The following is a 21,832-nucleotide window of genomic DNA, read 5'->3' as shown; positions in this document are numbered from 1 at the left end:
AACTACTATTTCTACGCATTTGATTGAAACCGATAAACCCCGTGATGTGGCGTTGCTGGTTGGTGTCGAACTACCGAATCAGGACACGCCCTGGACGCTTGAGGACTCGATGGCCGAGTTGGCGCAGTTGGCGCGCACCGTGGATGTGGAGGTGGTCGCGACGTTGACCCAAACGCTGCATGAGATCAACCCGGCCACGCTCATCGGCAAAGGCAAGGTGGAGGAGTTGATCGCCCTGTGTGCAGCCAGCGGGGCCAACATCGTGATCTTCGACGAAGAGCTGTCGCCGCGCCAGCAGCGTGTGCTTGAAAAACTGCTCGGCCTGGAGATCAAACTGCTCGACCGCACCGCGCTGATTCTGGACATCTTTGCCCAGCACGCCAGCACGCGCGAGGGCGCGCTGCAAGTGGAGCTGGCGCAGTACGAATATCGCAAGCCGCGCCTGACCCGACAGTGGACGCACCTGGCGCGACAGGCGGGTGGGGGCGGCGGCCGCGGGGGCAACGCCGGCGTGGGTCTGCGCGGCCCGGGCGAAACCCAGTTGGAGGTGGATAAGCGCGAGATTGTCCGGCGCATCACGCACCTGAAGCACGAACTGGAAGAGGTGCGCAAACACCGCCAACAGTATCGCCAGCGCCGACGTCAGGCCGCGATTCCGGTGGTGTCCCTGGTTGGCTATACGAATGCCGGCAAATCCACGCTGCTCAACGCGCTGACCGGCGCGGCGGTCTACGCGGCCGACCAACTGTTTGCCACGCTCGACCCCACCACGCGACGGCTGGTGCTGCCGGGCGGTCGCGAGGTCTTGCTGACCGACACGGTCGGTTTCATCCAGAAGCTGCCGACCGACCTGGTGGCTGCTTTTCGGGCGACGCTGGAAGAGGTCAGCGAAGCCGACCTCTTGCTACACGTAGTAGACATAACTCATCCGAATGCGTTGGAGCAGGCCGAGACAGTGGGGGAAGTGCTGGCGGAGATCGGCGCGACCGACAAGCCGATTGTCACCGCGCTGAACAAGATAGACCGCCTGCTGCCAGACGAATCGGCGCGCACGCATGAGTTGCGCGCGCGCTTTCCAGACGGCATTCCGGTGTCGGCGCTGACGGGGGAGGGGCTTGAGAAGCTGATCGTGGTCATCGAAGAACTCCTGACCGAGTCGTTCACCGCGATCAAGGTTCACATCCCGTACCGCGAGGGAGAGCTGGTCGCGCTGTTTCACCAACGCGGGCTGATCGAAGAGGAAAAGCACGACGCGACCGGCACCACGCTGGTGGGGCGGCTGCCGGAGCGAGTCGCGCCGCTGTTTGCGCGCTATCGGCGCTAGGTGGCAAGGCTGAATGCTGAATGCTGAATGAGGAAGGCTGAATGCTGAATGAGGAAGAGAGCAGAGTGCGCTGCATATTCCGTTTCTGACGGTCTCAGATCTCTGGTCTCCATTCAACGCTCCTCATTCAGCGGCCCTGCGGCCCTGGTGTACAGACTACCTGGCCCAGGGATGGTGCAATGAAGTGCTTGTTGAATTTGTTCCAACTGATGAGTTGCTGCGTATCCTGAGATTGGGGCCAGTTGACGTATTCTGACTATTCCTGCGATTCGATGCGAATGCTTCGCCCAAACGCAGCCTCGTGCGCAGCGCGTAAAGCCCCATCTTCCAACTTGGCATAGATTCGAGTGGTGACGGGTGAGCTATGGCCCAAGATGGTTTGTGTCACACCCAGATCGTGCGTGGCCTGATAGACCTTGGTGGCAAAATAGTGGCGTAGAGAGTGTGGCGTAATCCCAGCGTCGTTCAGGCCTGCAGCGGTCATGATCTCAACGAACAACCGCTCGACCGACGTGGTTGTGATCTTCAATACTTTGTTGCTGGCACGCTTATCGTGACGAGCGAACACCGGCAATTCGCCCTGAGGACGACCGCTGGCGCCGTCCAACATGCGCCGAGCTTCGACATAAGTCTGGATCGCGCGCCATGCCGTGTTGTCAAAAAACACCTCTCGTTCCTTGCCGCCTTTACCGATGACCCAGGCAGATTTGTCTTGACGTAACTGCTTGCGACGCAAATTGCACAGTTCTGCGACGCGCAAGCCGGTTGAACGCAGTGTTTCCACGATGGCGATGTTGCGCAGGCGTGCCAGTTCCAGGCGCTCGTTGCCAGGTTCGATGACGCGTTCACGAACAGCTTTGAGGATTTTTTCGATTTGCTCCGCGGTGGGGGGGTGGGGTACGCTTTGTGGCGGCCGCTGGGCCCGGCGTATTTGACGCTGTCCCTCCGTGAGGCGGACAGCCTGGTTGCTTGGCAAGTCAATCAGATTGTTGACATGCAGAAACTTGACGTAAGAAGTGAGCGCGGCGAGATAGGTTTGCATTGTGCGCCGCTGGAGGGCGCGTCTGTCAATAAGCCACGTTGCCCACGCAAGGAGTCGTTCAACGGTCAGGTCAGTTACCAGGGCTTGTGCAGGATCAAGTTCATGTTTGTCCTGCACGTACTCCATGAGGGCGTTGAGCGCCGTGCGATACGTCTTACGCGTGCCGCGCGTACTTACCATCGCATCATTCAGAAAGCGCTCAATGGTTGTAGCAATGGTTGCGCCGCTGGCCGTGTCTGCCATTATTGTCACCTCATTTTCCCTTCTTCACTCCGGCTATACTATACGTTGTAAAATGTAAGTTTTACAACGTATAGTATAGCCGGGATGAATCGAGATGTCAAGCGCTTTCGTCACCTACAGACCAGTCCATTGCTGGCCAACGTGTCTGGTTCTCCCGATACAAGATCGTCAAATAGCGACTGCCATACGGCCAACAGGCCACACCTCGGGCATACCGTAGGTGCTGCACGATCGTTGTCATGGAGACAAATCCAACAATGTCCACATACCAGGCCTCGAAGCCGCCGCTTCGCAGAGCTGCCAGGTAACGATAATATGTCGGCGCTTCATCTGGATTCGCGGCGAGAATGTCATCAACCAGGCGGTTCAATCGTCCGTGATAGCCATGCATGTTACTCATTGAGTCAGGCTCCAAATCAATGACTGCCGAAGCATCATCTGTGATGACATCTATTATGAAACAAAACAAATGTTCTGCCAAAACAAACAATCATACTGAGATATGGCGCAATATCTGATTGATTTGACAATCCTTCTCTCTCCCATTACACTGTAAACGATCATCCCCCTCCTATTCATCATTCAGCATTCATCATTCAGAATTTCTGTCCCATGGAACTCACCCTAACCCGCACGTCTGATTCCCACGTGACCGTCACCTGCGACGGCGTATCCTCCCATGCGTTCGACCTGCGCACGCTGGCGCCGGACGAGACGATTCCCGGCCGGCCGCCGCAGCCGCTGCATGACCCAATTACTTATGGAAAGTTGGTTTACCGTGCCCTCTTCCCTGCCGGCTCCCCGGCTGCCCAGGCGTTGACCGCGCTCCCCTTGCCCGGCCACCTGCTGTTGGTGACCACCGATGACGCCGTCCAGGCCGTGCCGTGGGAGTTGACCTACGGGTCGGATGGCTTCCTGGTGTGCGACCATCATCTGCTGCGCGGCCTGCCCGCGGATCGCCGCCTCCCCCCACCCGCCCGCGACGGCAATTTGCACATCGTCGCGGTGCCATCGCAGCCGTTGGAGGACGACCTGCCGCCGCTCAACATCGAGGGCGAATGGCGGCGCCTGGCCGAGGTGGTGCGCGAAGCGCCCGCGGCCGTGACGCTGGAGCGCACGCGGCCCCCCACCCTGGAGCAGACGCGGCGCCTGGTGGCGGGCCAGCATGGCCGCATCATCCACTTCATGGGCCACGGTGGTCAGCATGAGGGGCAGGCGCGGCTCTTATTCGAGAAGGACGACGGCCGCCTCGATGCGGTCACGGCGGCCGATTTTGTGCGCCGTGTGCGTGGCGCCGCGTTCCTGGTGACGCTCAACGCGTGCGTGAGCGCCCGGCCGGGCACGACGATCTTCAGCAACCTGGCCGGCCTCTTGGTGAACCAGGGCATCCCCTACGCCCTGGGCATGCAGTTCAACGTCAGCGACGACGATGCGCGCACGTTCTCGCGCGTGCTCTACGACGAGCTGACCACGGGCAGTTCTGTCGAGGAGGCGGTTTACCAGGCGCGGCTGGCCGTCGCCGCCAGCAGCCTCTTTTCCTGGGCGGTGGGCGTGCCGGTGCTCTACACCAGCCTGGCTGCGCCCGCGCCCGGTCAGGCGACCGCCGCCGGCATCCCACGCGTGCTGGAAAACCAGCCGCCGCTGGCCGTGGGTGCGCTGCCGCGCGCGGAGGGTGGGTTCCAGGGGCGCACGGCCGAGCTGCGCACCCTGGGCGCGGCGCTGACCGGCGACCGCCGGCCGCGGCTGTTGACGATTCACGGCGGCGGGGGCCTGGGCAAAACCGCGCTCGCGCGCGAGGCGGTGGAACGCTTTGGCTTTGCCTGGCCGGGCGGCGCCTGGGGCATCGCGTTGGAAAACCTGCCCACGCGCGCCGCGTTCGTGGCCCAGCTCGGCCGCTTCCTCGCCGTGGCCGGCGACGACCATCCCGACCCCGCGGAGCTGGAGCGCCGGGTGGCGGTGCGCGTCGGCCAGCCGCGCACCCTGCTCGTGCTCGACAACGCGGAGACCCTGGTGGAGGCCGTGGAGGCCAATGACGCGGCTGCCCGCGACCTGGCCGATTTCCTGCGCGGCGGCCTGGCCGGTTCCGGCGCAGGGCTGCTCGTCACCTCGCGGCGTCACCTGGGCTGGCCGGGCGAGGAGAGCCTGGAATTGGGCGGGCTGGAGCCGGCCGTGGGCGGCCGCCTCTTTGCACAGAGCGCGCCGCAGCGCCAGCACGAGATAGACCTGCCCCTGGCCGAGGGCCTCAGCCGCCGCGTCGACGGGCACCCGCTCAGTCTGCGCCTGCTGGGCGGCGCGTTCAACGCCGGGCAGATTCCACTGGCCGCTTTTGCCGCGGCAACCGAGAAGCACCTGCTGGCCGCGGCCGACCGCTATAAAGGCGCCGACCACCGCCAATCCACCCTCTACGCCTGCCTGGAGACCAGCGTGCGCATGCTGAATGTGGACCTGACCGGCCTGTTCAGCGACCTGTGGATCTTCCACGCACCCTTCCTGCCGGAGACGGCCGCGGCTATCCTCGCGCCGGATGATCAGGCGGCGGCGCAGCAGACCATCCTTGACCGTCTCTACACCCTCTGGCAGCGCGGCCTGCTCGAACGCCGCGTCTACGCGGTGCGCGAGGGCGACGTGCTGTTCTATCACCTGCTGCCGGTGGTGCGCGCCTACCTGGAAGCCTACCTGCCCGCGGCCACCGCGGCCGGCGTGTTGCAGGCGCGCTTTGGCGCCGCGACCGCTGGCCTGGCGCGCACGCTGTATGACGGCATTATTGGCGGCGAGGAGCGCAGCGTCACCTTCGCACAACAGGCGGCCGATGACTTGCGCCGCGGCATGGCGTTTGTCGAGGGCGAGGCGCAAGGCTACTTCTGGCTGCACTGGGGCTGGATCAGCCAGCGCCTGGGCGACCACCAAGCGGGCTTGGCCTTGACCACGCAAGCCCTCGACCGTGCCCGCGGTCACTACCCGCGGCTGGAGCTGGAAGCGCTGAACAACATGGCGGCGGTGTACTATGCCATCGGGGAGCGGGACCGGGCGCTGGCGCTTTTTGAGGAGGCGCTGCCGATCCTGCGCGCGGTGGGCGACCGGTGGAGCCGGGGAGCGACCACGCTGAACAACATGGCAGGGGTGTATCTTGCCATCGGACAGCCGGCGCGGGCGCTGGCGCTTTTTGAGGAGGCGCTGCCGATCATGCGCGCGGTGGGCAACCGCGCCGGGGAAGCGGCCACGCTGAACAACATGGCGGCGGTGTACTATGCCATCGGGGAGCGTGACCGGGCGCTGGCGCTGTATGAGGAGGCGCTGCCGATCCTGCGCGCGGTGGGCGACCGCGCCATGGAAGCGACCACGCTGAACAACATGGCGTTGGTGTACTATGCCATCGGGGAGCGGGACCAGGCGCTGGCGCTGTATGCGGAGGCGCTGCCGATCAGGCGCGCGGTGGGCGACCGCGCCGGGGAAGCGACCACGCTGAACAACATGGCGTTGGTGTACGACGCCATCGGGGAGCCGGGGCGGGCGCTGGCGCTGGCGCTGTGAGAGGCGCTGCCGATCCTGCGCGCCGTGGGCGACCGCGCCGGGGAAGCGGCCACGCTGAACAACATGGCGGCGGTGTACTATGCCATCGGGGAGCCGGGGCGGGCGCTGGCGCTGTACGAGGAGGCGCTGCCGATCAGGCGTGCGGTGGGCGACCGCGCCGGGGAAGCGGCTACACTGAACAACATGGCGTTGGTGTACGACGCCATCGGGCAGCCGCAGCGGGCGCTGGCGCTGTATGCGGAGGCGCTGCCGATCAGTGCGCGCGGTGGGCGACCGCGCCGGGGAAGCGACCACGCTGAACAACATGGCAGGGGTGTACGACGCCATCGGGCAGCCGCAGCGGGCGCTGGCGCTGTATGAGGAAGCGCTGCCGATCAGGCGCGCGGTGGGCCACCGCGCCGGGGAAGCGATCACGCTGAACAACATGGCGATCTTGCTGTATCAACAGCTCGACCGCACGGCGGATGGCATTCGCCGCATGGTTGAGGCGATCACGGTGCTGGAGCGCACCGGTTTGTCGCGTGATGCCAGCGGCGCTACGGTCGAGCAGTTCCAGGCCGCGCTGGCGACGATGCGTGCGGGTAAGCCCTTGTGGTGACGCCAAACACGCGAGTGTCTTGGTAGCTAACAAATTATGTGTTCTTTGTGTTCTCTGCGTTCTCTGTGGTAAATTACGGCGCGGCGAAGCGCAGAGACAACAACAGGAGATGCAACCATGGATGAAACGACGACGACCCCGGACGCGGTCGAGGATCGGTTTGCGTTCAAGTGCTCCAAGGGGCACATCAGTTGGTACAACCGCCAGGACGCGTGCGCCAAGTATCGCGTCGTCTACCGCGGGGAGAAGGGGCTGAACACCCTGGCCCTGCCCTGCCGCTCGCCCGGCTGCGGGCTGGTGGTCAAGGTGCAGGTCAACTGCGGCGGCGCGACGTGAGCGCGGACGGCCCCCTGCTGCCCTCCGAGCCGCTCGACGCGGCCGATGAACGGCTGCTCGCGACCTTCGACGAGATCGAGAAGCAGCAGCTCGACTTCTTCGACAGTGCGGCCAAGCGCATCATCGAGCTGGTCACCGCGCTGCTGGGTGTGCTGGTGGCGCTGCTGGCCCTTGGCGACAAGTTTCCTCCGGCTTACCTGGCCGGCCACGCGGGGGTCAAGGGCCTGGCCGCGGCTGCGCTCGTCTGCTACGTGCTGGCCCTGGTCGCGGCCGCGATCACCACCGCGCCGCGGCGCCTCAAGCGCTATGCGTACAACCTGACCCTCATGCGCCAGGAGTTGGATGCCCTGCTCGCGGTCAAGGCGCGCTGGCTGACGATCGCCGGCGCCTTCTTCGGCCTCGGCGCCATCACCCTGGCACTGGCCCTCGCGCTCATCATCGCATCGGCGTGAGGACCGCCAGGAATTTCGCCACGAATTACACGAATTTTCACGAATTGGTTTTTGTGAATTCGTGAAAATTCGATTCGTGATAAGACTCTGCCGCCCGCCAGGAATCAGCACCGCGTTCTTGTGAAGCGTATCTTGCGGGGCTACACTTCACAAAGCTATCTCACTGAGCGACGTTTGTGGAGGTGGGTATGTTTCTGAACCGCCAGCCTGAACTCTCCTATCTCGATGCCCGCTATGCCCGACCGGGCGCGGAGTTTGCCGTGCTCTACGGGCGGCGCCGCGTGGGCAAATCGAGCCTGATTTACGAATGGTGCGCCGGGTCGTCCCCGGTGACGGCGGAGCGGCGTCACAAGGCTCCCTCGTCACGCGGTGTGCTCATGTCTCGTGTCAGATCAAGACCGGCGCCGGCCAGCGGCGAATTGCCAAAGAACGCCGAGAGTCCTGCTTGACGGCGCAGCAAGAAAGGCATGGACAGATGTCTGAGTCCGGGCACGGTCGCGAAGCTGAGGCCGAGCAGGGTGTCGGCTTCGATGGTGCGAAGTTCGTCCACCACGTAGGCGAAGGGGAACGGCGAGCCAGGCGCGTAGGTCAACGTGACGCCGGGCCGGCCATCTACGGCCGAGGGCAGCCATTGGGCGCGCATGGGCAGCACGCGCTGCACCACCCCACGCCGCCGCACCAGGTTGATGCCGTTTCCCTGGCCGTCGAAGGACTTGCCCAGCCAGCCGGCCAGCGGGGTGATGGCCAGGCCAGGAGGCGCAAAGCGGCGCAGCCAGGCCGGTCCCACGAACTCCGCCCGGTAGTCGCCGATCAGGCTGTCAAGGCTGGGCGCGGTCAGCGCGGCGAAGGCGGAGCGGAAAGCGCCCAGTGAAAGGTCATTGATGGGCACCTGACGACCGGCGGTCGGTAGAAAAAGAGAAATCGTCATCGAATCCCCCCACAAAGTAACCATCCTGCCAGGCGCTATCTGGCAGGATGTGTTTGTCGTCGGGCGACCGCCGTCGGGCGACCGAGGTCGCTGCAACGAATGCGAAGTCCACCTGCGTGGACTGGGGCTTAGAAGTTGCTGTAGAGGAGCGCCTTCTTGATGTCGCCAATGGCTTTTGTTATGTCAATATCACGCGGGCAGGCTTCGACGCAGTTGAAGACGGTGCGGCAGCGCCAAACGCCGTCGCGCTCGTTGAGCACTTCCAGGCGTTGCATCGTGCCCTGATCGCGGTCGTCGAAGATGAAGCGGTGCGCCTGCACGATGGCCGCGGGGCCGACGTAGTCCTCGTTGGCCCAAAAGCTCGGACAGGCGGTGGTGCAGCACGCGCACAGGATGCACTTGGTGGTGTCATCGAAGCGCGCGCGGGCTTCGATGGTCTGCAGGCGCTCGGTGTCCGGCGGCGCGCTGTCGTTGATCAGGAAAGGCAGGACGGAGCGATACTTGGCGAAGAAGGGCCGCATATCCACCACCAGGTCTTTGACGACCTTCATGCCGCGAATCGGCTCCACGGTGATGTTGGCGCCGACATGCTTGACCAGCGTCTTGCAGGCCAGGCGGTTGCGGCCGTTGATGACCATCGCGTCCGAGCCGCAGATGCCGTGCGCACAGGAGCGACGCAGCGTCAGGGTGCCGTCCTGATACCATTTGACTTGGTGCAACACGTCAAGGATCTGGTCATTGAGCGCCGCCTCAACCTGATACGTTTTCCAGTAGGGCTTCTTGTCCTGCTCAGGATTGAAGCGTTGAATCTTGATATTGACTTGCATCATCAGCATTCCTTATTCAGCATTCAGCGTTCAGCGCTTAGTAAACTCGCTCCTTCGGCTGGTACTTGATCACCGTCACCGGCTTGTAAGTCAATTCTACGCCGGTCCCCTCCACATCGTCCTTCAGGAGCGCCAGGCTGTGCTTGAGCCAGTTGGCATCGTCACGCTTGGGATGATCGTCCCGCGCATGGCCGCCGCGGCTCTCGGCGCGCGCCAGCGCGGCCGCGGCCGTGACCTGCGCCAGGTCGAGCAGGTTGCCCAGCTCGACCGCCTCCAGCAGCTCGGTGTTGTAGCGCTTGCCCTTGTCCATGATGGCGATGTTCTGATAGCGCCGCTTCAGCTCCGCCAGCTTGTCCAACGCCTCCTGGCACAACTGCTCTGTGCGGAAGACGCCCACATTCGCCATCATCAGCAGTTGCATGTCGCGTCGGATGTCGGCCACGTTTTTTGCCCGCGGCGTTGCGAATCCCCTCCAGCCGTGCCTTGATCTCAGCCTCCGGGTTGGGCGGCAGCGGCGTAAAGTCAACCTGATTGGCGTAAGCCGCCATGCGCACGCCGGCCACCTTGCCGAAGACCACGATGTCAACCAGGGAGTTGGTGCCCAGGCGGTTGGCGCCGTGAACCGAGACACACGCGCACTCGCCGGCCGCGTAGAAGCCGGGCAGCACCGTCCCCTTGTCGTCAATCACCACTTCCCCGCCCAGGTTGGTGGGAATGCCGCCCATAGCGTAGTGTGCGGTCGGCTGAATCGGCATCGGCTGCTTCACCGGGTCCACGTCCAGGTAGGTGCGGCAGAAATCGGCAATGTCGGGCAGTTTGCTCTCGATCTGCTCGGCCGTGACCCGGATCGGCTGACCGTCCAGCCCCTTGCGACCATCTAACTCAGCGTACTTGTTGATCGTCTCCGGCCGCACGTCGAGATAGACGTAGTCCTTGCCCTCCACCCGCGGCCCTGCATGATTTCCAGGTAGATGGCGTGAGACGACATCGCGTGAGGCCAGGTCTTTGACCGTCGGCGCGTAGCGTTCCATGAAACGTTCGCCCTTGCCGTTGATCAGCACCCCGCCCTCGCCGCGCACCGCTTCGGTGATCAGGATGCCCATGCGCCAGATGCCGGTGGGATGGAACTGGAAGAATTCCATGTCCTCCTGCGGGATGCCGCGGTGCAGGGCGATGGCGTTGCCGTCGCCGGTCAGCGCGTGCGCGTTGCTGGTGATCTGCCAGACGCGCCTGTGCCGCCGGTGGCAAAGCAAACCGCCTTGGGCCTGAAAGACGTGGCACTCGCCGGTGTCAATTTCCAGCGCCACGATGCCGTTGACCTTGCCGTCAGTGACGAGCAGGTCAATCACGTGGAACTCGTCGAAGAAGGTGACGTTGTTCTTGATGCACTGCTGGTAGAGGGTCTGCAGGATCATGTGGCCGGTGCGATCGGCCGGTTTCTTGGTGGTATTGTTGGTGTGCGCCGAACTGGCCGCTGCGAAATGCGGCCATCGGCCGTGCGGTCGAAGGGCAGGCCCATGTGCTCCAATTCGTAGACCACATTGACGGCCTCCTGGCACATGAAATCAATGGCATCCTGGTCGCCCAGGTAGTCGCTGCCCTTGACGGTGTCGAAGGCGTGCCATTCCCAGTGGTCTTCTTCCAGATTGGCGAGCGCGGCGCCGATGCCGCCCTGCGCCGTGCCGGTGTGGGAACGGGTAGGATAGAGCTTGCTGACCACGCAAGTCTTGGCGCCCTGGGATGCGTAGAGGGCTGCCATCAAACCGGCGCCGCTGGCGCCGACAATGACGACATCAAATTGATGGGTTGGCATAGTTGATCTCCGTCTCAGGCCGCAACCTGGAAGCGAAAATGGTCATGACGCCCATCAGGATCAGCAGGCCGCTCAAGAGGTAAACCACACTCTTGACCACCATGTTCCAGCCAGGGCGGCGCACGTAGTCGTCAATGACCCAGCGCCCGCCGTTGGCGCCGTGGAGCATGGCGAAGAGAAGCAGCGCCAGGTCGTAAAGGCTCCAGAACCAGCCGGAAGGCCCAGTCCAGCGCTGCACGATGACATCGAAAGTGATCTCCTCGACGCGCAGGTACAGATGCATATAGAGGAGGTGGAACATGGCGAGGAAGAGCAGCACCAGGCCAGAAAAGCGCATGAAAAACCAGGACAGCGCCTCGAAGCGGCGGCCGCGCACACGATATTGCGACAGTGCATTCATGATGGCTCCTCCTAGGCGGGGTTGAAAATGGTGCTCAGGGTGATGATGGCCGTGGGCACGAAGATGAGTAAGACGATAACCAGTGCGATCCGGTACATCAAGCGTTGATACTTCGTGGAGGAGGGCCAGAAGTCAACGATGATGATGCGCAGGCCGTTGATCGCGTGATAGATGACGCCGAAGATCAGGAAGACTTCCATGACCTTGAAGGGGGGGCCGCTGTAGAGGAACAGGAATTTGGAGAAGGTCTCTTCACCCAGGTTCATCAGGTAGATGTCGAATACGTGCAGAACGAGGAAAAGTAAAATACCTAATCCGCCGACGCGATGCATCATCCAGGCCCAGTGACCGTCACTGCCCCGGTAGGTGATGCCCCGCCAAAACGACTTAATGAGCGCCGCCATAACGAGTTAGCCTCCTAGTGTGGTTGAACTGCATCGCAGCTTCAACAACGAAGCTGCGAGCCACGGCCTGAGTTCAGGCCTCAGGTCAAAATGCCGAAAACTCCTAAGGCCAGTAAACGATGTGCCATCCTAAACCTTCACCGCCACGCGGGCTATGACGCAGCGCAGTTTGTTCAGAAAGTCACACATAAGTGATTATACAGGCAGAACGAGTAAAGTACAAAGTGCAAAGTACAGAGTACAAAATGCAGAACGTTGGGAGGGCTTTGCACTTTGCACTCTGCACTTTGCACTACTACAGATTGGCGATGATGGCCGAGGCGAACTCGGAGGTCTTGACCTCAGTGGCGCCCTGCATCTGGCGAGCGAAGTCGTAGGTGACGATCCCCTGCTCCACCGTCTTGACGTAGGCTTCAATGATGGCCTGACCGGCTTCTTTCCAACCGATGTAATCCAGCATCATGACGCCGGAGAGCAGAAGCGAGCCGGGGTTGACCTTGTCCAGGTTGGAGTTTGGAAGCGGTGCCGTGTGGCCCTCGAAGACGGCCATGTGATCGCCAATGTTGCTGCCGGGGGCGATACCGACGCCGCCCACCTGCGCAGCCACGGCGTCCGACAGATAGTCGCCGTTGAGATTAGGCGTGGCGATGACATCGAACTCATCCGGCCGCAGCAGCATCATCTGGAACATGATGTCCGCGATGCGATCCTTGATGACGATCTTGCCGGCCGGCGCCTGGCCGTTGTAGGCGCCTGCCACAGTTCATCCTCGGTGATGGTGATGTCGCCGAACTCCTCTTTGGCCAACTCGTAGCCCCAATTGCGAAACGCGCCTTCGGTGAACTTCTGGATGTTGCCTTTGTGTACGAAGGTGACGCTCTTGCGGCCGTATTCGATGGCGTACCGAATGGCCTTACGCACCAGGCGCTTGGTGCCGAATGCGCTCATCGGCTTGATGCCGATGCCCGCGCCCTCGAAGAAGTGTGCGCCCATCTCCTCACGCAGGAAGCGCGCCAGCTTGTCGTTCTCAGGCGAGCCGGCCTTGTACGCGATGCCCGCGTAGACATCTTCGGGATTCTCACGGAAGATGACCACGTCCACCTTTTCGGGGTGGCGCACCGGGCTGGGCACGTGGGGGAACCAGCGCACCGGGCGCACACAGGCGTAAAGATCGAGTTCCAGGCGCAGGGCCACATTGAGGCTGCGGAAGCCGCCGCCGACCGGCGTGGTCAGCGGGCCTTTGATGCCGACGTAGAACTCACGGATCGCAGCGAGCGATTCCTGCGGGAAATAGTCGCCATAGGTATTGAACGCCTTCTCGCCCGCGTAAATCTCAGCCCAGGCCACCTTGCGCTGACCGCCGTAGACCTTCTGCACGGCCGCATCCCAGATACGCATGCTGGCCCGCGTAATGTCCGGGCCGATGCCATCGCCTTCGATGAACAGCAGGATGGGATGATCGGGCACGAGCAATTTTCCCTTCGCGCACTGATGCGCGCACCCTCTGAGGGGATAACAATCTTATCGTAAGCCATGAAAAGCTCCTCCTTCATGGGCGCCATTTTACCACCGAATGGGTCAAGCCCTTAAATTTTGCGCGGCTGCCTGTAGAGTCGCGCGCCTGCCGGCGGAATGCCGGTTGAGCAGATCACGCGTGCGCCCCTGGGGTACATCAATCTCAAGATTTGACTGAGCTTTTTTCCGATCAGCACTCACGCTGTCACCTACGGGATGGAGATACGAATTCCGGGGACACGAACTCGGTCCAACGCCACAAACTGAGTGGTTGCCACATTGTCGCTTGGGGTGGTGTCCGGACCATTGGAACTGATGGCCGCCGTTACTGTGTATTGGTGTCCATAAGATCCGGTCGGAAGCCTGAGAACAACGTCGAACTCGCCGCCTCCCAAAAGGCGCAGGTCTGGCGCAGGGCCACGACACCTGATTCCCTATGACAGTGGGTACCTATCCCGATGTGTCACTGACATAGGTCATACCGCCATTCAGAGTCAGCGCCAGCTTAACGCCGGTCGCGATAGTTGAACCATGATTGGCATAATGCACCGTGACGTCGGCAGTGGCGCCGGCAGCGACCTCTGGCTGGTTGTTCTCGAGTCGTACCGCGCCATCAACCCCGCCGGGCGGCGCCCAGTCATAGGCCGCTGTACCGTGACCCTCGAAGCTGGAGAAAATGTAGGAATTTTCTGATGCGCTTGTGAGGAAGATCATCGGCGGTGTTAGTACGTTACGGTTACCATCTATGAGCGCATAATAGAGTTTCGTGAGCGTGCCCCAATCCATCCAGGTGATGATTCCGTGCCCGTACGGATCGGCGGCAATGGATGCCTCACCATCGCCGCCGGAGGCGCCAGGAGCGATGCCGAGACAGACCGGATTGCCCACGCGGTCGTAATTGGCGTCAAGCACAGCAAAACGGAGCCGGGGCTTCCATTCTCCCGGAAAACATCCCCATGCTTCCCACACGGCGACGATACGACCGTCCGAAAGTTGGACAGCATCGTGGTTATTCCACTCGACGACTGTTTCGTCTACGGAAAGATTGGTAGCCGACTTCACGGGGTCGCCATAGCTATTGAGGGCCATAAAGTAGATGTCATCATCCCCATTGCGTTTGGACAGCCAGGACAAAAATGTAGCGATGTTGGCCAAGGGGGTCAGCACTGGGCGTTCAAAACTCGAATCACCTGGCGTGTCAGCGGTCACGGCTGAGACCGGTTTGACTTGCTGCCCCACGGCGTCGCGCACGGCAATGTAGATGTTGCTCACCCAGCCACCCGTTTCCTGGTGAGCACGCTGCCAGGCCATGACAAACCGCCCATCATCAGTTCCTGCAATGCGAGGCACATTGAAACGCGGCACGTTCAGATCATTCCAGGTTCCCCAGGTTGCGTTATTGGTAAGTCTGATTGGTGGAACCGTCACGCTGCCATCGGCAGCCAAGATCGCGAAGAACATATTCGAATTGAACTGAAATTGGTCATTGTACAGGGTCCTGACCCATACGATTCCTATAGTTCCGTTGGACAGTGTTGCGAGCGCGGGGGTTTGGTCGTAAGTGTCCATCTGCGCCTGGCTGTGGTCCACCAACGTTCGCGGGAGTGTGGTTGGCTCGCCAAAACCGTTGACATTGACATACTTGATCTCATTCGTCGTGTGGCTGCACACCAGATCCAGGCAACGTCCCCTGACCCAGGCATAAAACAACCCACCAGAAGGGCCTGCGCTCAGCGCCAGGCTCCCTTCGCTATACCCATCGTACTGTCGTGGGCTTTGCCTGCGGGTCGTCTGAGTTCCCGGCCTTGCCAGGTATAAGCGGACGCCATTACCTGCCCCATAGTCACGGTAGGCGTGGCGGAACGGCGCCGGCACAGAGGTCCTGAGGGCAGCGGTGCGATTCACGTTCGTGTCGCGCGACGATGTGACGAAAAGTGCGGCCTGGTTATAGACCCCGATACCGACATTCGGCGGCGTTTGCACGGCAACACTGATTGCGATCGCTTGACCTGGTTGCAGCTGCCCCGTGTCTGCCAGGCTGTCTCCGTCCGTATCACCCAGGGGCGTCACGCCATCTTGCTGAAAATACGAAACCTGCCAGCCTGAAGAGGCTGTCAGATCAAACGTGTCGCTGCCTAGATCGCCCGTGTTTCGGATAGAGACAGGGAACGCGGCTGCCTTGCCAGGAAAAACAAACTGCCCCTGGGCGATTGCGGATACATGTGCGCGCGCCGCTGGAATCGGCCGCGTGAATCGCACACCCTTGCCGTTCGTTGCTTGCTCGGTGTACTCAAGCCCATCAGTGCCTGTGCTGTCTTCAATTCCCACACGCGCTCTTTGGAGGCCAATCAGATCAAGGTAGCGCGTATCCATGTTGCCATTTTCGTACAGGATAATCTCGAACGTTTTGTAATCAGTCGCGCCGTGCGCACAGCAATAGGTTGCGCGCAACCACTCAATGACCATGAAGCGATTCGGCGCTGAACCGCCCCGCAAGACATAGATCGCCCCTGTGTTGTAAGCAGCACCTACGGTGAGATCATTCCAGAGGGCGGCAGCCACGTTGTTGGGTGCATTCTGTGAAGGGATAGGGGACGAACCGCAACAGCCATGGTGTGACTGCCCAAAAATGAGAATACCATTGGTGTTGACGTACACCTGGCTCCAGGTTTGTTCATAAAAGTGAAAGGAAAACCCAATGTCTACAAGGCTGGAGACATCGTCGCCTGTGATCCCTGTATTAGTCCCGGTTGTGGCATCGAACCAGTCAGCCTGACTCAACTCACTCCAGCGATAGCCAAAATCATCGGGGCCTCCCTCAGCTAAGGGTATGGCGTTGTCGGTTTGCTGACCAGGAGGCATCGGTGTCGGCGCTGCCTGATCGTGCTGAAATGATGCGCCTTGGAGGATTTTGTCTTTGTCACCTGCCTCGAAGGCTCCCGGTATGACCGGTGGGCCGTCTTGGGCAGCAGCCGGCACAATGGGAGTGCCAACCAACATGATGATCATCAGAATCAACAGATACGCGTGCTTTTTCATGACTTCCTCCACATTGAATCAAGAGTATGACGTAGCGCACCTAGTATAACTGAGTTCTTCTCTCACTGGTCTTCCATCTTCCTGTCAATCTCTTCCAACTTTTTTCAGCTCGATCCAGGGTGTCTTATTGTCGAACAATGAAAAAGCGCCTGGCTGCAACTTTAGGCGTTTGCTTGACGAGAATGGGTTGATTTAAAGCGTTACTCACCGAATGATCTGAAGTAGATTGCTGTAATCATCTGTCCACAGGCGTGCGGCTGCCTGTGAGGCGGGGCGGGGTGTGCTGCGGCTGGCGATGGCAGGCAATTGCAGGAAGTCCGGCTCGCGGCTGAGCAGCATCCACAGCGAGTCGTAGCTTTGCAGCCTGTCGCCTGGATGCTCGATCAGGGCGCGCCAAGTTGGAAATTCATCCGCCAACCGGTAGACCGCCTGGCTGAGGTCGAAGATGCGGTTGGACACGTTGATGGCGATGACGCCGCCGGGGTTGAGGTGCTGTTGGTAGATGGCGAAGGCCTCTTGAGTGAGCAGATGCAGCGGGATGGTGTCGCCGCTGAAGGTGTCCAGCACCAGCAGGTCGAAGCGCTGCGAACCGCCGGCCGCCCATTCACGTTCGAGTGAAACGCGCGCGTCCCCGGGGACGATCTGAATGTCGGCGTCCGAATCGCGCAAGAACGAAAAACGGCCATCCTCGCCCTGCGCGATACGAATGATGTCGGGGTTGATCTCGTAGAAGCGATAGACGTCACCCGGCTGGCCATAGCTGGCGATGATGCCGATGCCCAGTCCCAGCGCGCCCACCCGCAAGGGGCCGGGGCGGGCCGGGTGATTGGCGATCGCCAGGCCCACACCGCTCGGCTCGCTGTAGTACGCCGTGGGCACTTTGCGAATCTCGTTGGCGGCAAATTGAAAGCCGTGCGCGGTCCTGCCATGCGTCAGTTGATAGGCCAGCAGCTCGGGCTGCGCGGTGTTGATCTCCCACACCCGGAGGACGCCGTAGAAGGTTGCGTGGCCACGAGGGTGTCGGTGGAGATGGCGCGCATGATGAGGACGATCAAGAGACCCAGCACGAACACCGCAGCCGCGGATGCGAACACCGCCGGCTTGAAGCGGCGTGGCGCGGCGTGGCGCACAGAGGCCTTGACTCCGCGCTTGCGCACGACCGGCGCGCTGTCAGCCTGGAGAACCAGGGTCAGCAGGATGCCGCAGGCGACCAATCCCCATTGCAGTTCCCAGAAGCCGGTGGCGAACAGCAACGGCGCGGCCAGGGTCACGAAAATGCCGCCTAGCGCGCCGCCCAGCGCCACCATCAGGTAGAACGACGACAGGCCGCGGGGCGAGGGGCGCAGCCTGAACAGCTCGTTATGGCAAAGCATACACGCGCTGAACAAGAGCAGTGTGTAGACGATGAGTTGGGCGCTGATACTGAACGGCGGAGACTTCACGAGCATCCACAGGCTGATGAGACTGAGGATGAAAAAGGCGGCCAGGTATGGCCGGCGGGAATACCAACGCCCGCCGGCAAAGGCCAGGATGAAGGTCAGCAGGTACACCGTCAAGGGCAGCACCCATAAGAAGGGGATGACGGCCACTTCCTGGGTAACCTGATTGGTCACCGCCATGAGCAGCGTGGTGGCGCATGCGGCCAGGCCAAGCCACAGGGCATAGACGCCGAGTCGGGAGCGTTTTTCCGCGCCAAGCTGACTTTCCGGCGTCCCCGGCTGCTCTGCGACCGCGCGCCCGGCCAGTGATTCGCCCAGGCCAGCCAGGCTGCCACGGCGACAAAGAGCGTGTACCCTGCAGTCCACAGATAGGCCTGCGTCCGCAGCGTCAGCAGTGGCTCGAAGATGAGGGGATAGCTGACCAGGGCCACGAGCGAGCCGGCATTGGACAGCGCGTACAAGCGATAGGGCGTTTGCTGCGCGTGGTCGCGGCTGAACCAGGCCTGCATGAGGGTGCTGTTGGTGGCCAGCAGGAAATAGGGGATGCCCACCGAGACAGCCAGGACTCTGAAAATGTCCCAGACGGGGAAATCACCGTCCAGCGGTCACCAACTGGCGGGCGGTGGCGGCGGTGAACGCCACAGCAACGCCGTGGCTGGCAGCAAGACGAGCGAAAGGGCGAGCAGGCCCAGGTGGACTGTTCCCTGCCAGCGGCCACGGACGCGGCCGAGCAGCCAATAGGCATAGGCATAACCGGCGGTCAAGAGCACCTGAAAAAACAACAGGACTGTTGACCAGACGGTTGGGGTGCCGCCAAACCAGGGCAGGATGGTCTTGCCGATCATCGGCTGGATTTGGAAGAGCAGAAAGGCGGAAAGGAGGATGCTGAGCGCGTAGTAGGATGGCACGGACGATGAACCTCAAGCGTGGAATTCGATTGGCGGCCTCTTGAAAACCGGCGCGGATGCAAGCTGCAACTGCCCATGTCGAGGCGTCACTCTCATTATAGTCATCTTTGCGAGACTGTACAACTCGCAAAATCGAGCGTGAGGGAAGTTCCCCAAGTGGATTGACAAGTGATTGGTTCGGGCCACTCTACCTCAGCCCAGTGGCGACGCGGGGATTGCACGGAGGTGGGGGTGAGTCAATCGTTTGCCTCATTAGCCGGAAGCCATGTATACTATCAGTACCGTGCGCCCGACCGCCCGGCGTCCGCTGGCCCTCTCCCTGATCAAAGGGATGTCAAAGATGCAACGCTGCGTGCCTGGGGCAGCATCCCCGCCGCGGGGCATGGTGCTGCGCTGGCTCGTCGGGTTAGGTATCCTGTTAGCGCTGGTCGCCGTCTTCACGGAGCTGGCCGAGGACGTTTGGTTCCGCGAGGGGTTTGCCTGGGATGCACCGTTGATCCTGGCGCTGCACCAGTTCAGCCGACCGTGGCTCGATACGGTCATGCGGGTCGTTACCCAGGCCGGGCAGGCCGGGGCCATTGGGTTGGCGCTGGTCCTCGCCGGCTGGTTTCTCTGGCGGCGCCGCGCGCTTGATGCCGCGACCGTCGCCATCAGCCTCGTCGGCGCGACCGCACTCAACATGGTGCTGAAACTGCTGTTCGCGCGCCCGCGACCTGCGCTCTTCCCACCCTGGTCGTCGAAAGCGGTTTCAGCTTTCCCAGCGGTCATGTCACGACCTCGGTGCGCGTCTACGGCCTCCTGGCCATTTTCTATGGCGGCAGGGTCACCGCGCCGGGGCCATCTGCGCCGCAGCGTGGTACTCGTCGTGGCTGTCAGCCGTATCTACCTGGGCGTACACTACCCCAGCGACACCCTGGGCTCGATCACCTTCGCCTCCCTGTGGCTATGGGCCGTCGTTGCCATCCGGATGAGGGTGATTGATGTCTTCATTGATGTCTTCATTGATGTCTTCATTGATGTCTTCATTGATGTCTTCATTGATGTCTTCGATGTTCAATTACGTATGTTGAAAAAAATGCCAGATCGGGTAAAATCAGCACAGGAGGTAGCATCATGACCTACCAGATTTCTGATCCTGTAGTCATCTTGCGCCTACGCCAAATTCTGAATGGGCTGCAGGCCGAGATTGACGAGCGCGAGAGAGCGCGCGCGGCGCTGGCGCGCAAGAACGCCGAACTGAATGATGCACTGCAACGGCGGCTGGCCGAGGCGGGCTTCAACCGCCTTCTGGTGAGCTTGCTCCAAAAAAACAGTGCTGGAACAAGTGCTGGACATCGTCTGCGCCGAGGCCCAGGGCTTGGTCGGGGCGACGAGCAACGCGGTCCTGCTGCTGACCGACCAGGCCTGGCTGGAGGTCAAGCATCGCTTGGGCAAGCCGTTGGCAGCGGCCGAACCGGTGCCGGTGGACGGCTCCGTGGCGGGTCAGGTCGTGCGCCAGGGTGCGCCGGTGCGGCTGAATGATCCAGCTTCCTTCGCGCAGGTCCAGGTCTACCAGTGGCCTTCGGATCTCACGGCGTTGCTCGCCGTGCCCTTGCACGTCAACGGCGCGGTCATCGGCGTGCTCGACGTGGTGAATAAGGTGGGCGGCTTCACTGAGGACGACGTTCCTATCATGTCCGTATTCGCCAACCAAGCCGCGATGGCCATCGAGCACGCCCGGCTGCAAGAGCAGGCGGAGCAGTTAACCGTGCTGGCGGAACGGCAACGGTTGGCCCGTGAGTTGCACGATTCGGTCACACAATCGCTCTATAGCGTGACCCTGTATGCCAACGCCGCGGCCCTGGCGCTGGCGGCCGACAAACAAAGAAGGTCACGGCAGGCTATCTGCAGGATCTGCAGGAGACCGCGCAGGAGGATGCGACATGCGGCTCCTCATCTTCCAGTTGCACCCGCCAGTGCTGGAGACGGAAGGGCTGGTGGCCGCATTGCAGTTGCGCCTGGCGGCCGTCGAGGTCGCGCGGGTCTGCAAACTGAAACCCGCGTCGAGAGCGGCGGTTGCCCATCGCGATCGAGGGCGACCTCTACTGGATCGCGCAAGAGGCACTCAACAACGTGCGCAAACATGCGGCGGCCCGGCATGTGGCCGTGCATCTGCACTTCACCGTCGCGACCCTTTCCCTCGAAGTGGTGGATGATGGCGTGGGTTTCGATCCGCAAGCGGTGCCCGTCGAGGGCGGGGCGGCTGCGTACCATCGCCGAGCGCGCTGCGCGTCGGTGGGAAACTGACGTACGAAAGCATGCCTGGCGAGGGCACGCGGGTAAAGGTTGAGGTGACCATATGACGGAAGAAGGCGCTCGGTTGGCAAAACCGAGCGTTCGTGTCTTGATTGTTGATGACCATGCCATCGTGCGCAAGGGTATCCGCGCCCTGCTCTCTGGAAACCGACGGGTTCGAGGTGGTGGCGGAAGCCGATACCGGCCAGGAAGCGGTGCTGCGTGCCCAAGAGACCCACCCTGACGTTATCCTGATGGACCTGCTGATGCCTGGCATGGACGGCATCGAGGCGGCGCGCCGAATCATCAGCCGTCAGCCACGGGCGCGCATCCTCGTGCTGACCAGCTTTGCGGCCGACAACAAGGTTTTCCCGCGATCAAAGCGGGAGCGCCCAGGGTACCTGCTCAAGGACTCCTCGCCTGAGGAACTCGTGCGGGCCATCCGCCAGGTGCATCGCGGCGAGCCATCCCTTCATCCGACCATTGCCCGCAAGCTCCTGCAAGAATCGCGCGCCCAGTCGAGCAACAACCTGCCCCGGAAGCGCTCACGGCGCGCAAATGATGGTGCTCAATTGATTGCCCAGGGGCTGAGCAACCGGAGATTGCGGACCGGATCGCGGTCAGCGAGCCGACCGTGCGCACCATGTAAGCCGGATCCTCGGCAAACTGCACCTGACCAGCCGCACCCAGGGCGCGCTCTGCGCAGTGCGGGAAGGTTGACGGACGGCGATGACGGAAGAGGCGTAGCCGCAGCGACGA

General features: G+C 61.9%; 18 protein-coding genes and 3 pseudogenes. 8 read left to right on the top strand and 13 right to left on the bottom strand.

Translation table 11 applies throughout. The features are described 5' to 3' along the window. Positions 1 to 7 precede the first annotated feature (7 nt). Positions 8 to 1,324 carry a GTPase HflX gene (hflX, locus tag IPM84_27145; protein ID MBK9096366.1) on the top strand — a complete coding sequence of 439 codons (1,317 nt, stop codon included), beginning with the start codon at positions 8 to 10 and terminating at the stop codon, positions 1,322 to 1,324. 256 nt (positions 1,325 to 1,580) lie between these two features. On the opposite strand, the gene IPM84_27140 is transcribed toward hflX, so the two are convergent. Beyond that, positions 1,581 to 2,609: a tyrosine-type recombinase/integrase gene (locus tag IPM84_27140; protein ID MBK9096365.1), complete on the bottom strand. Its 1,029-nt coding sequence runs from the start codon at positions 2,607 to 2,609 to the stop codon at positions 1,581 to 1,583. Between the two features lie 97 nt (positions 2,610 to 2,706). After that, positions 2,707 to 3,090 (bottom strand): hypothetical protein, encoded by a 384-nt coding sequence (locus tag IPM84_27135; protein MBK9096364.1) that lies wholly within the window; start codon positions 3,088 to 3,090, stop codon positions 2,707 to 2,709. A 131-nt stretch (positions 3,091 to 3,221) separates the two neighbouring features. On the opposite strand from IPM84_27135, the gene IPM84_27130 reads away from it, so the two are divergent. From IPM84_27130 to IPM84_27115, 4 genes are all read left to right on the top strand, one after another. After that, positions 3,222 to 6,140 (top strand): tetratricopeptide repeat protein, encoded by a 2,919-nt coding sequence (locus tag IPM84_27130; GenBank protein ID MBK9096363.1) that lies wholly within the window; start codon positions 3,222 to 3,224, stop codon positions 6,138 to 6,140. A gap of 235 nt (positions 6,141 to 6,375) precedes the next feature. Further along, positions 6,376 to 6,738, top strand: a complete 363-nt coding sequence (locus tag IPM84_27125; GenBank protein ID MBK9096362.1) for a tetratricopeptide repeat protein — start codon at positions 6,376 to 6,378, stop codon at positions 6,736 to 6,738. Between the two features lie 117 nt (positions 6,739 to 6,855). After that, positions 6,856 to 7,074: a hypothetical protein gene (locus IPM84_27120; protein ID MBK9096361.1), complete on the top strand. Its 219-nt coding sequence runs from the start codon at positions 6,856 to 6,858 to the stop codon at positions 7,072 to 7,074. Further along, positions 7,071 to 7,526, top strand: coding sequence for a hypothetical protein (locus IPM84_27115; GenBank protein ID MBK9096360.1), 456 nt, complete (start codon positions 7,071 to 7,073; stop codon positions 7,524 to 7,526). The genes IPM84_27120 and IPM84_27115 overlap by 4 nt, the downstream gene beginning before the upstream one ends. A gap of 346 nt (positions 7,527 to 7,872) precedes the next feature. Here the strand turns inward: IPM84_27115 and IPM84_27110 are convergent, their stop codons facing one another. The 11 genes and pseudogenes from IPM84_27110 to IPM84_27060 form a co-directional block, all read right to left on the bottom strand. Further along, positions 7,873 to 8,454 (bottom strand): hypothetical protein, encoded by a 582-nt coding sequence (locus tag IPM84_27110; GenBank protein MBK9096359.1) that lies wholly within the window; start codon positions 8,452 to 8,454, stop codon positions 7,873 to 7,875. 128 nt (positions 8,455 to 8,582) lie between these two features. After that, positions 8,583 to 9,281, bottom strand: coding sequence for a succinate dehydrogenase iron-sulfur subunit (locus IPM84_27105; GenBank protein MBK9096358.1), 699 nt, complete (start codon positions 9,279 to 9,281; stop codon positions 8,583 to 8,585). Positions 9,282 to 9,318: 37 nt separating this feature from the next. Continuing rightward, positions 9,319 to 11,094 (bottom strand): annotated as a pseudogene (locus tag IPM84_27100) (FAD-binding protein). Then, positions 11,075 to 11,494 (bottom strand): succinate dehydrogenase, encoded by a 420-nt coding sequence (locus IPM84_27095; GenBank protein MBK9096357.1) that lies wholly within the window; start codon positions 11,492 to 11,494, stop codon positions 11,075 to 11,077. The pseudogene IPM84_27100 and the gene IPM84_27095 overlap by 20 nt, the downstream one beginning before the upstream one ends. An 11-nt stretch (positions 11,495 to 11,505) precedes the next feature. Beyond that, the gene (gene sdhC, locus IPM84_27090) at positions 11,506 to 11,898 is read right to left on the bottom strand and encodes a succinate dehydrogenase, cytochrome b556 subunit (protein MBK9096356.1); all 393 of its coding nucleotides are present in this window, start codon (positions 11,896 to 11,898) and stop codon (positions 11,506 to 11,508) included. A 295-nt stretch (positions 11,899 to 12,193) separates the two neighbouring features. After that, positions 12,194 to 13,296 (bottom strand): annotated as a pseudogene (gene icd, locus IPM84_27085) (NADP-dependent isocitrate dehydrogenase). Between the two features lie 567 nt (positions 13,297 to 13,863). Further along, positions 13,864 to 16,452, bottom strand: coding sequence for a hypothetical protein (locus tag IPM84_27080; GenBank protein MBK9096355.1), 2,589 nt, complete (start codon positions 16,450 to 16,452; stop codon positions 13,864 to 13,866). 204 nt (positions 16,453 to 16,656) lie between these two features. After that, positions 16,657 to 17,433, bottom strand: a complete 777-nt coding sequence (locus tag IPM84_27075) for a fused MFS/spermidine synthase (GenBank protein MBK9096354.1) — start codon at positions 17,431 to 17,433, stop codon at positions 16,657 to 16,659. Next, positions 17,385 to 18,071 (bottom strand): hypothetical protein, encoded by a 687-nt coding sequence (locus IPM84_27070; GenBank protein ID MBK9096353.1) that lies wholly within the window; start codon positions 18,069 to 18,071, stop codon positions 17,385 to 17,387. Before IPM84_27070 ends, IPM84_27075 begins: the two co-directional genes overlap by 49 nt. Further along, positions 18,062 to 18,442: a hypothetical protein gene (locus tag IPM84_27065; protein MBK9096352.1), complete on the bottom strand. Its 381-nt coding sequence runs from the start codon at positions 18,440 to 18,442 to the stop codon at positions 18,062 to 18,064. Before IPM84_27065 ends, IPM84_27070 begins: the two co-directional genes overlap by 10 nt. A gap of 54 nt (positions 18,443 to 18,496) precedes the next feature. Next, the gene (locus tag IPM84_27060) at positions 18,497 to 18,799 is read right to left on the bottom strand and encodes a hypothetical protein (GenBank protein ID MBK9096351.1); all 303 of its coding nucleotides are present in this window, start codon (positions 18,797 to 18,799) and stop codon (positions 18,497 to 18,499) included. Positions 18,800 to 19,064: 265 nt separating this feature from the next. Between IPM84_27060 and IPM84_27055 the strand changes: the two genes are divergently transcribed. The 3 genes and pseudogenes from IPM84_27055 to IPM84_27045 all read left to right on the top strand — a co-directional run bounded on the left by IPM84_27055 (position 19,065) and on the right by IPM84_27045 (position 21,793). Next, positions 19,065 to 19,916, top strand: coding sequence for a phosphatase PAP2 family protein (locus IPM84_27055; GenBank protein ID MBK9096350.1), 852 nt, complete (start codon positions 19,065 to 19,067; stop codon positions 19,914 to 19,916). A gap of 195 nt (positions 19,917 to 20,111) precedes the next feature. Continuing rightward, on the top strand, positions 20,112 to 21,128 hold the full coding sequence (locus tag IPM84_27050; protein ID MBK9096349.1) for a GAF domain-containing protein: 1,017 nt from the start codon (positions 20,112 to 20,114) through the stop codon (positions 21,126 to 21,128). A gap of 9 nt (positions 21,129 to 21,137) precedes the next feature. Continuing rightward, a pseudogene (locus IPM84_27045) lies at positions 21,138 to 21,793 on the top strand (response regulator transcription factor). Positions 21,794 to 21,832: the final 39 nt, after the last annotated feature.

Source organism: Candidatus Amarolinea dominans, from assembly GCA_016719785.1.
GTDB lineage: Bacteria > Chloroflexota > Anaerolineae > SSC4 > Amarolineaceae > Amarolinea > Amarolinea dominans.
This window is presented reverse-complemented; position numbering and strand designations above follow the sequence as displayed.

Coding starts and splice junctions, on each gene's coding strand:
- IPM84_27140 (MBK9096365.1), bottom strand. CDS start 2,609: ATGGCAGACACGGCCAGCGGCGCAACCATTGCTACAACCATTGAGCGC.
- IPM84_27130 (MBK9096363.1), top strand. CDS start 3,222: ATGGAACTCACCCTAACCCGCACGTCTGATTCCCACGTGACCGTCACC.
- IPM84_27125 (MBK9096362.1), top strand. CDS start 6,376: ATGCGGAGGCGCTGCCGATCAGTGCGCGCGGTGGGCGACCGCGCCGGG.
- IPM84_27120 (MBK9096361.1), top strand. CDS start 6,856: ATGGATGAAACGACGACGACCCCGGACGCGGTCGAGGATCGGTTTGCG.
- IPM84_27110 (MBK9096359.1), bottom strand. CDS start 8,454: ATGACGATTTCTCTTTTTCTACCGACCGCCGGTCGTCAGGTGCCCATC.
- IPM84_27105 (MBK9096358.1), bottom strand. CDS start 9,281: ATGCAAGTCAATATCAAGATTCAACGCTTCAATCCTGAGCAGGACAAG.
- IPM84_27095 (MBK9096357.1), bottom strand. CDS start 11,494: ATGAATGCACTGTCGCAATATCGTGTGCGCGGCCGCCGCTTCGAGGCG.
- sdhC (MBK9096356.1), bottom strand. CDS start 11,898: ATGGCGGCGCTCATTAAGTCGTTTTGGCGGGGCATCACCTACCGGGGC.
- IPM84_27080 (MBK9096355.1), bottom strand. CDS start 16,452: ATGAAAAAGCACGCGTATCTGTTGATTCTGATGATCATCATGTTGGTT.
- IPM84_27070 (MBK9096353.1), bottom strand. CDS start 18,071: ATGGCGGTGACCAATCAGGTTACCCAGGAAGTGGCCGTCATCCCCTTC.
- IPM84_27055 (MBK9096350.1), top strand. CDS start 19,065: ATGTATACTATCAGTACCGTGCGCCCGACCGCCCGGCGTCCGCTGGCC.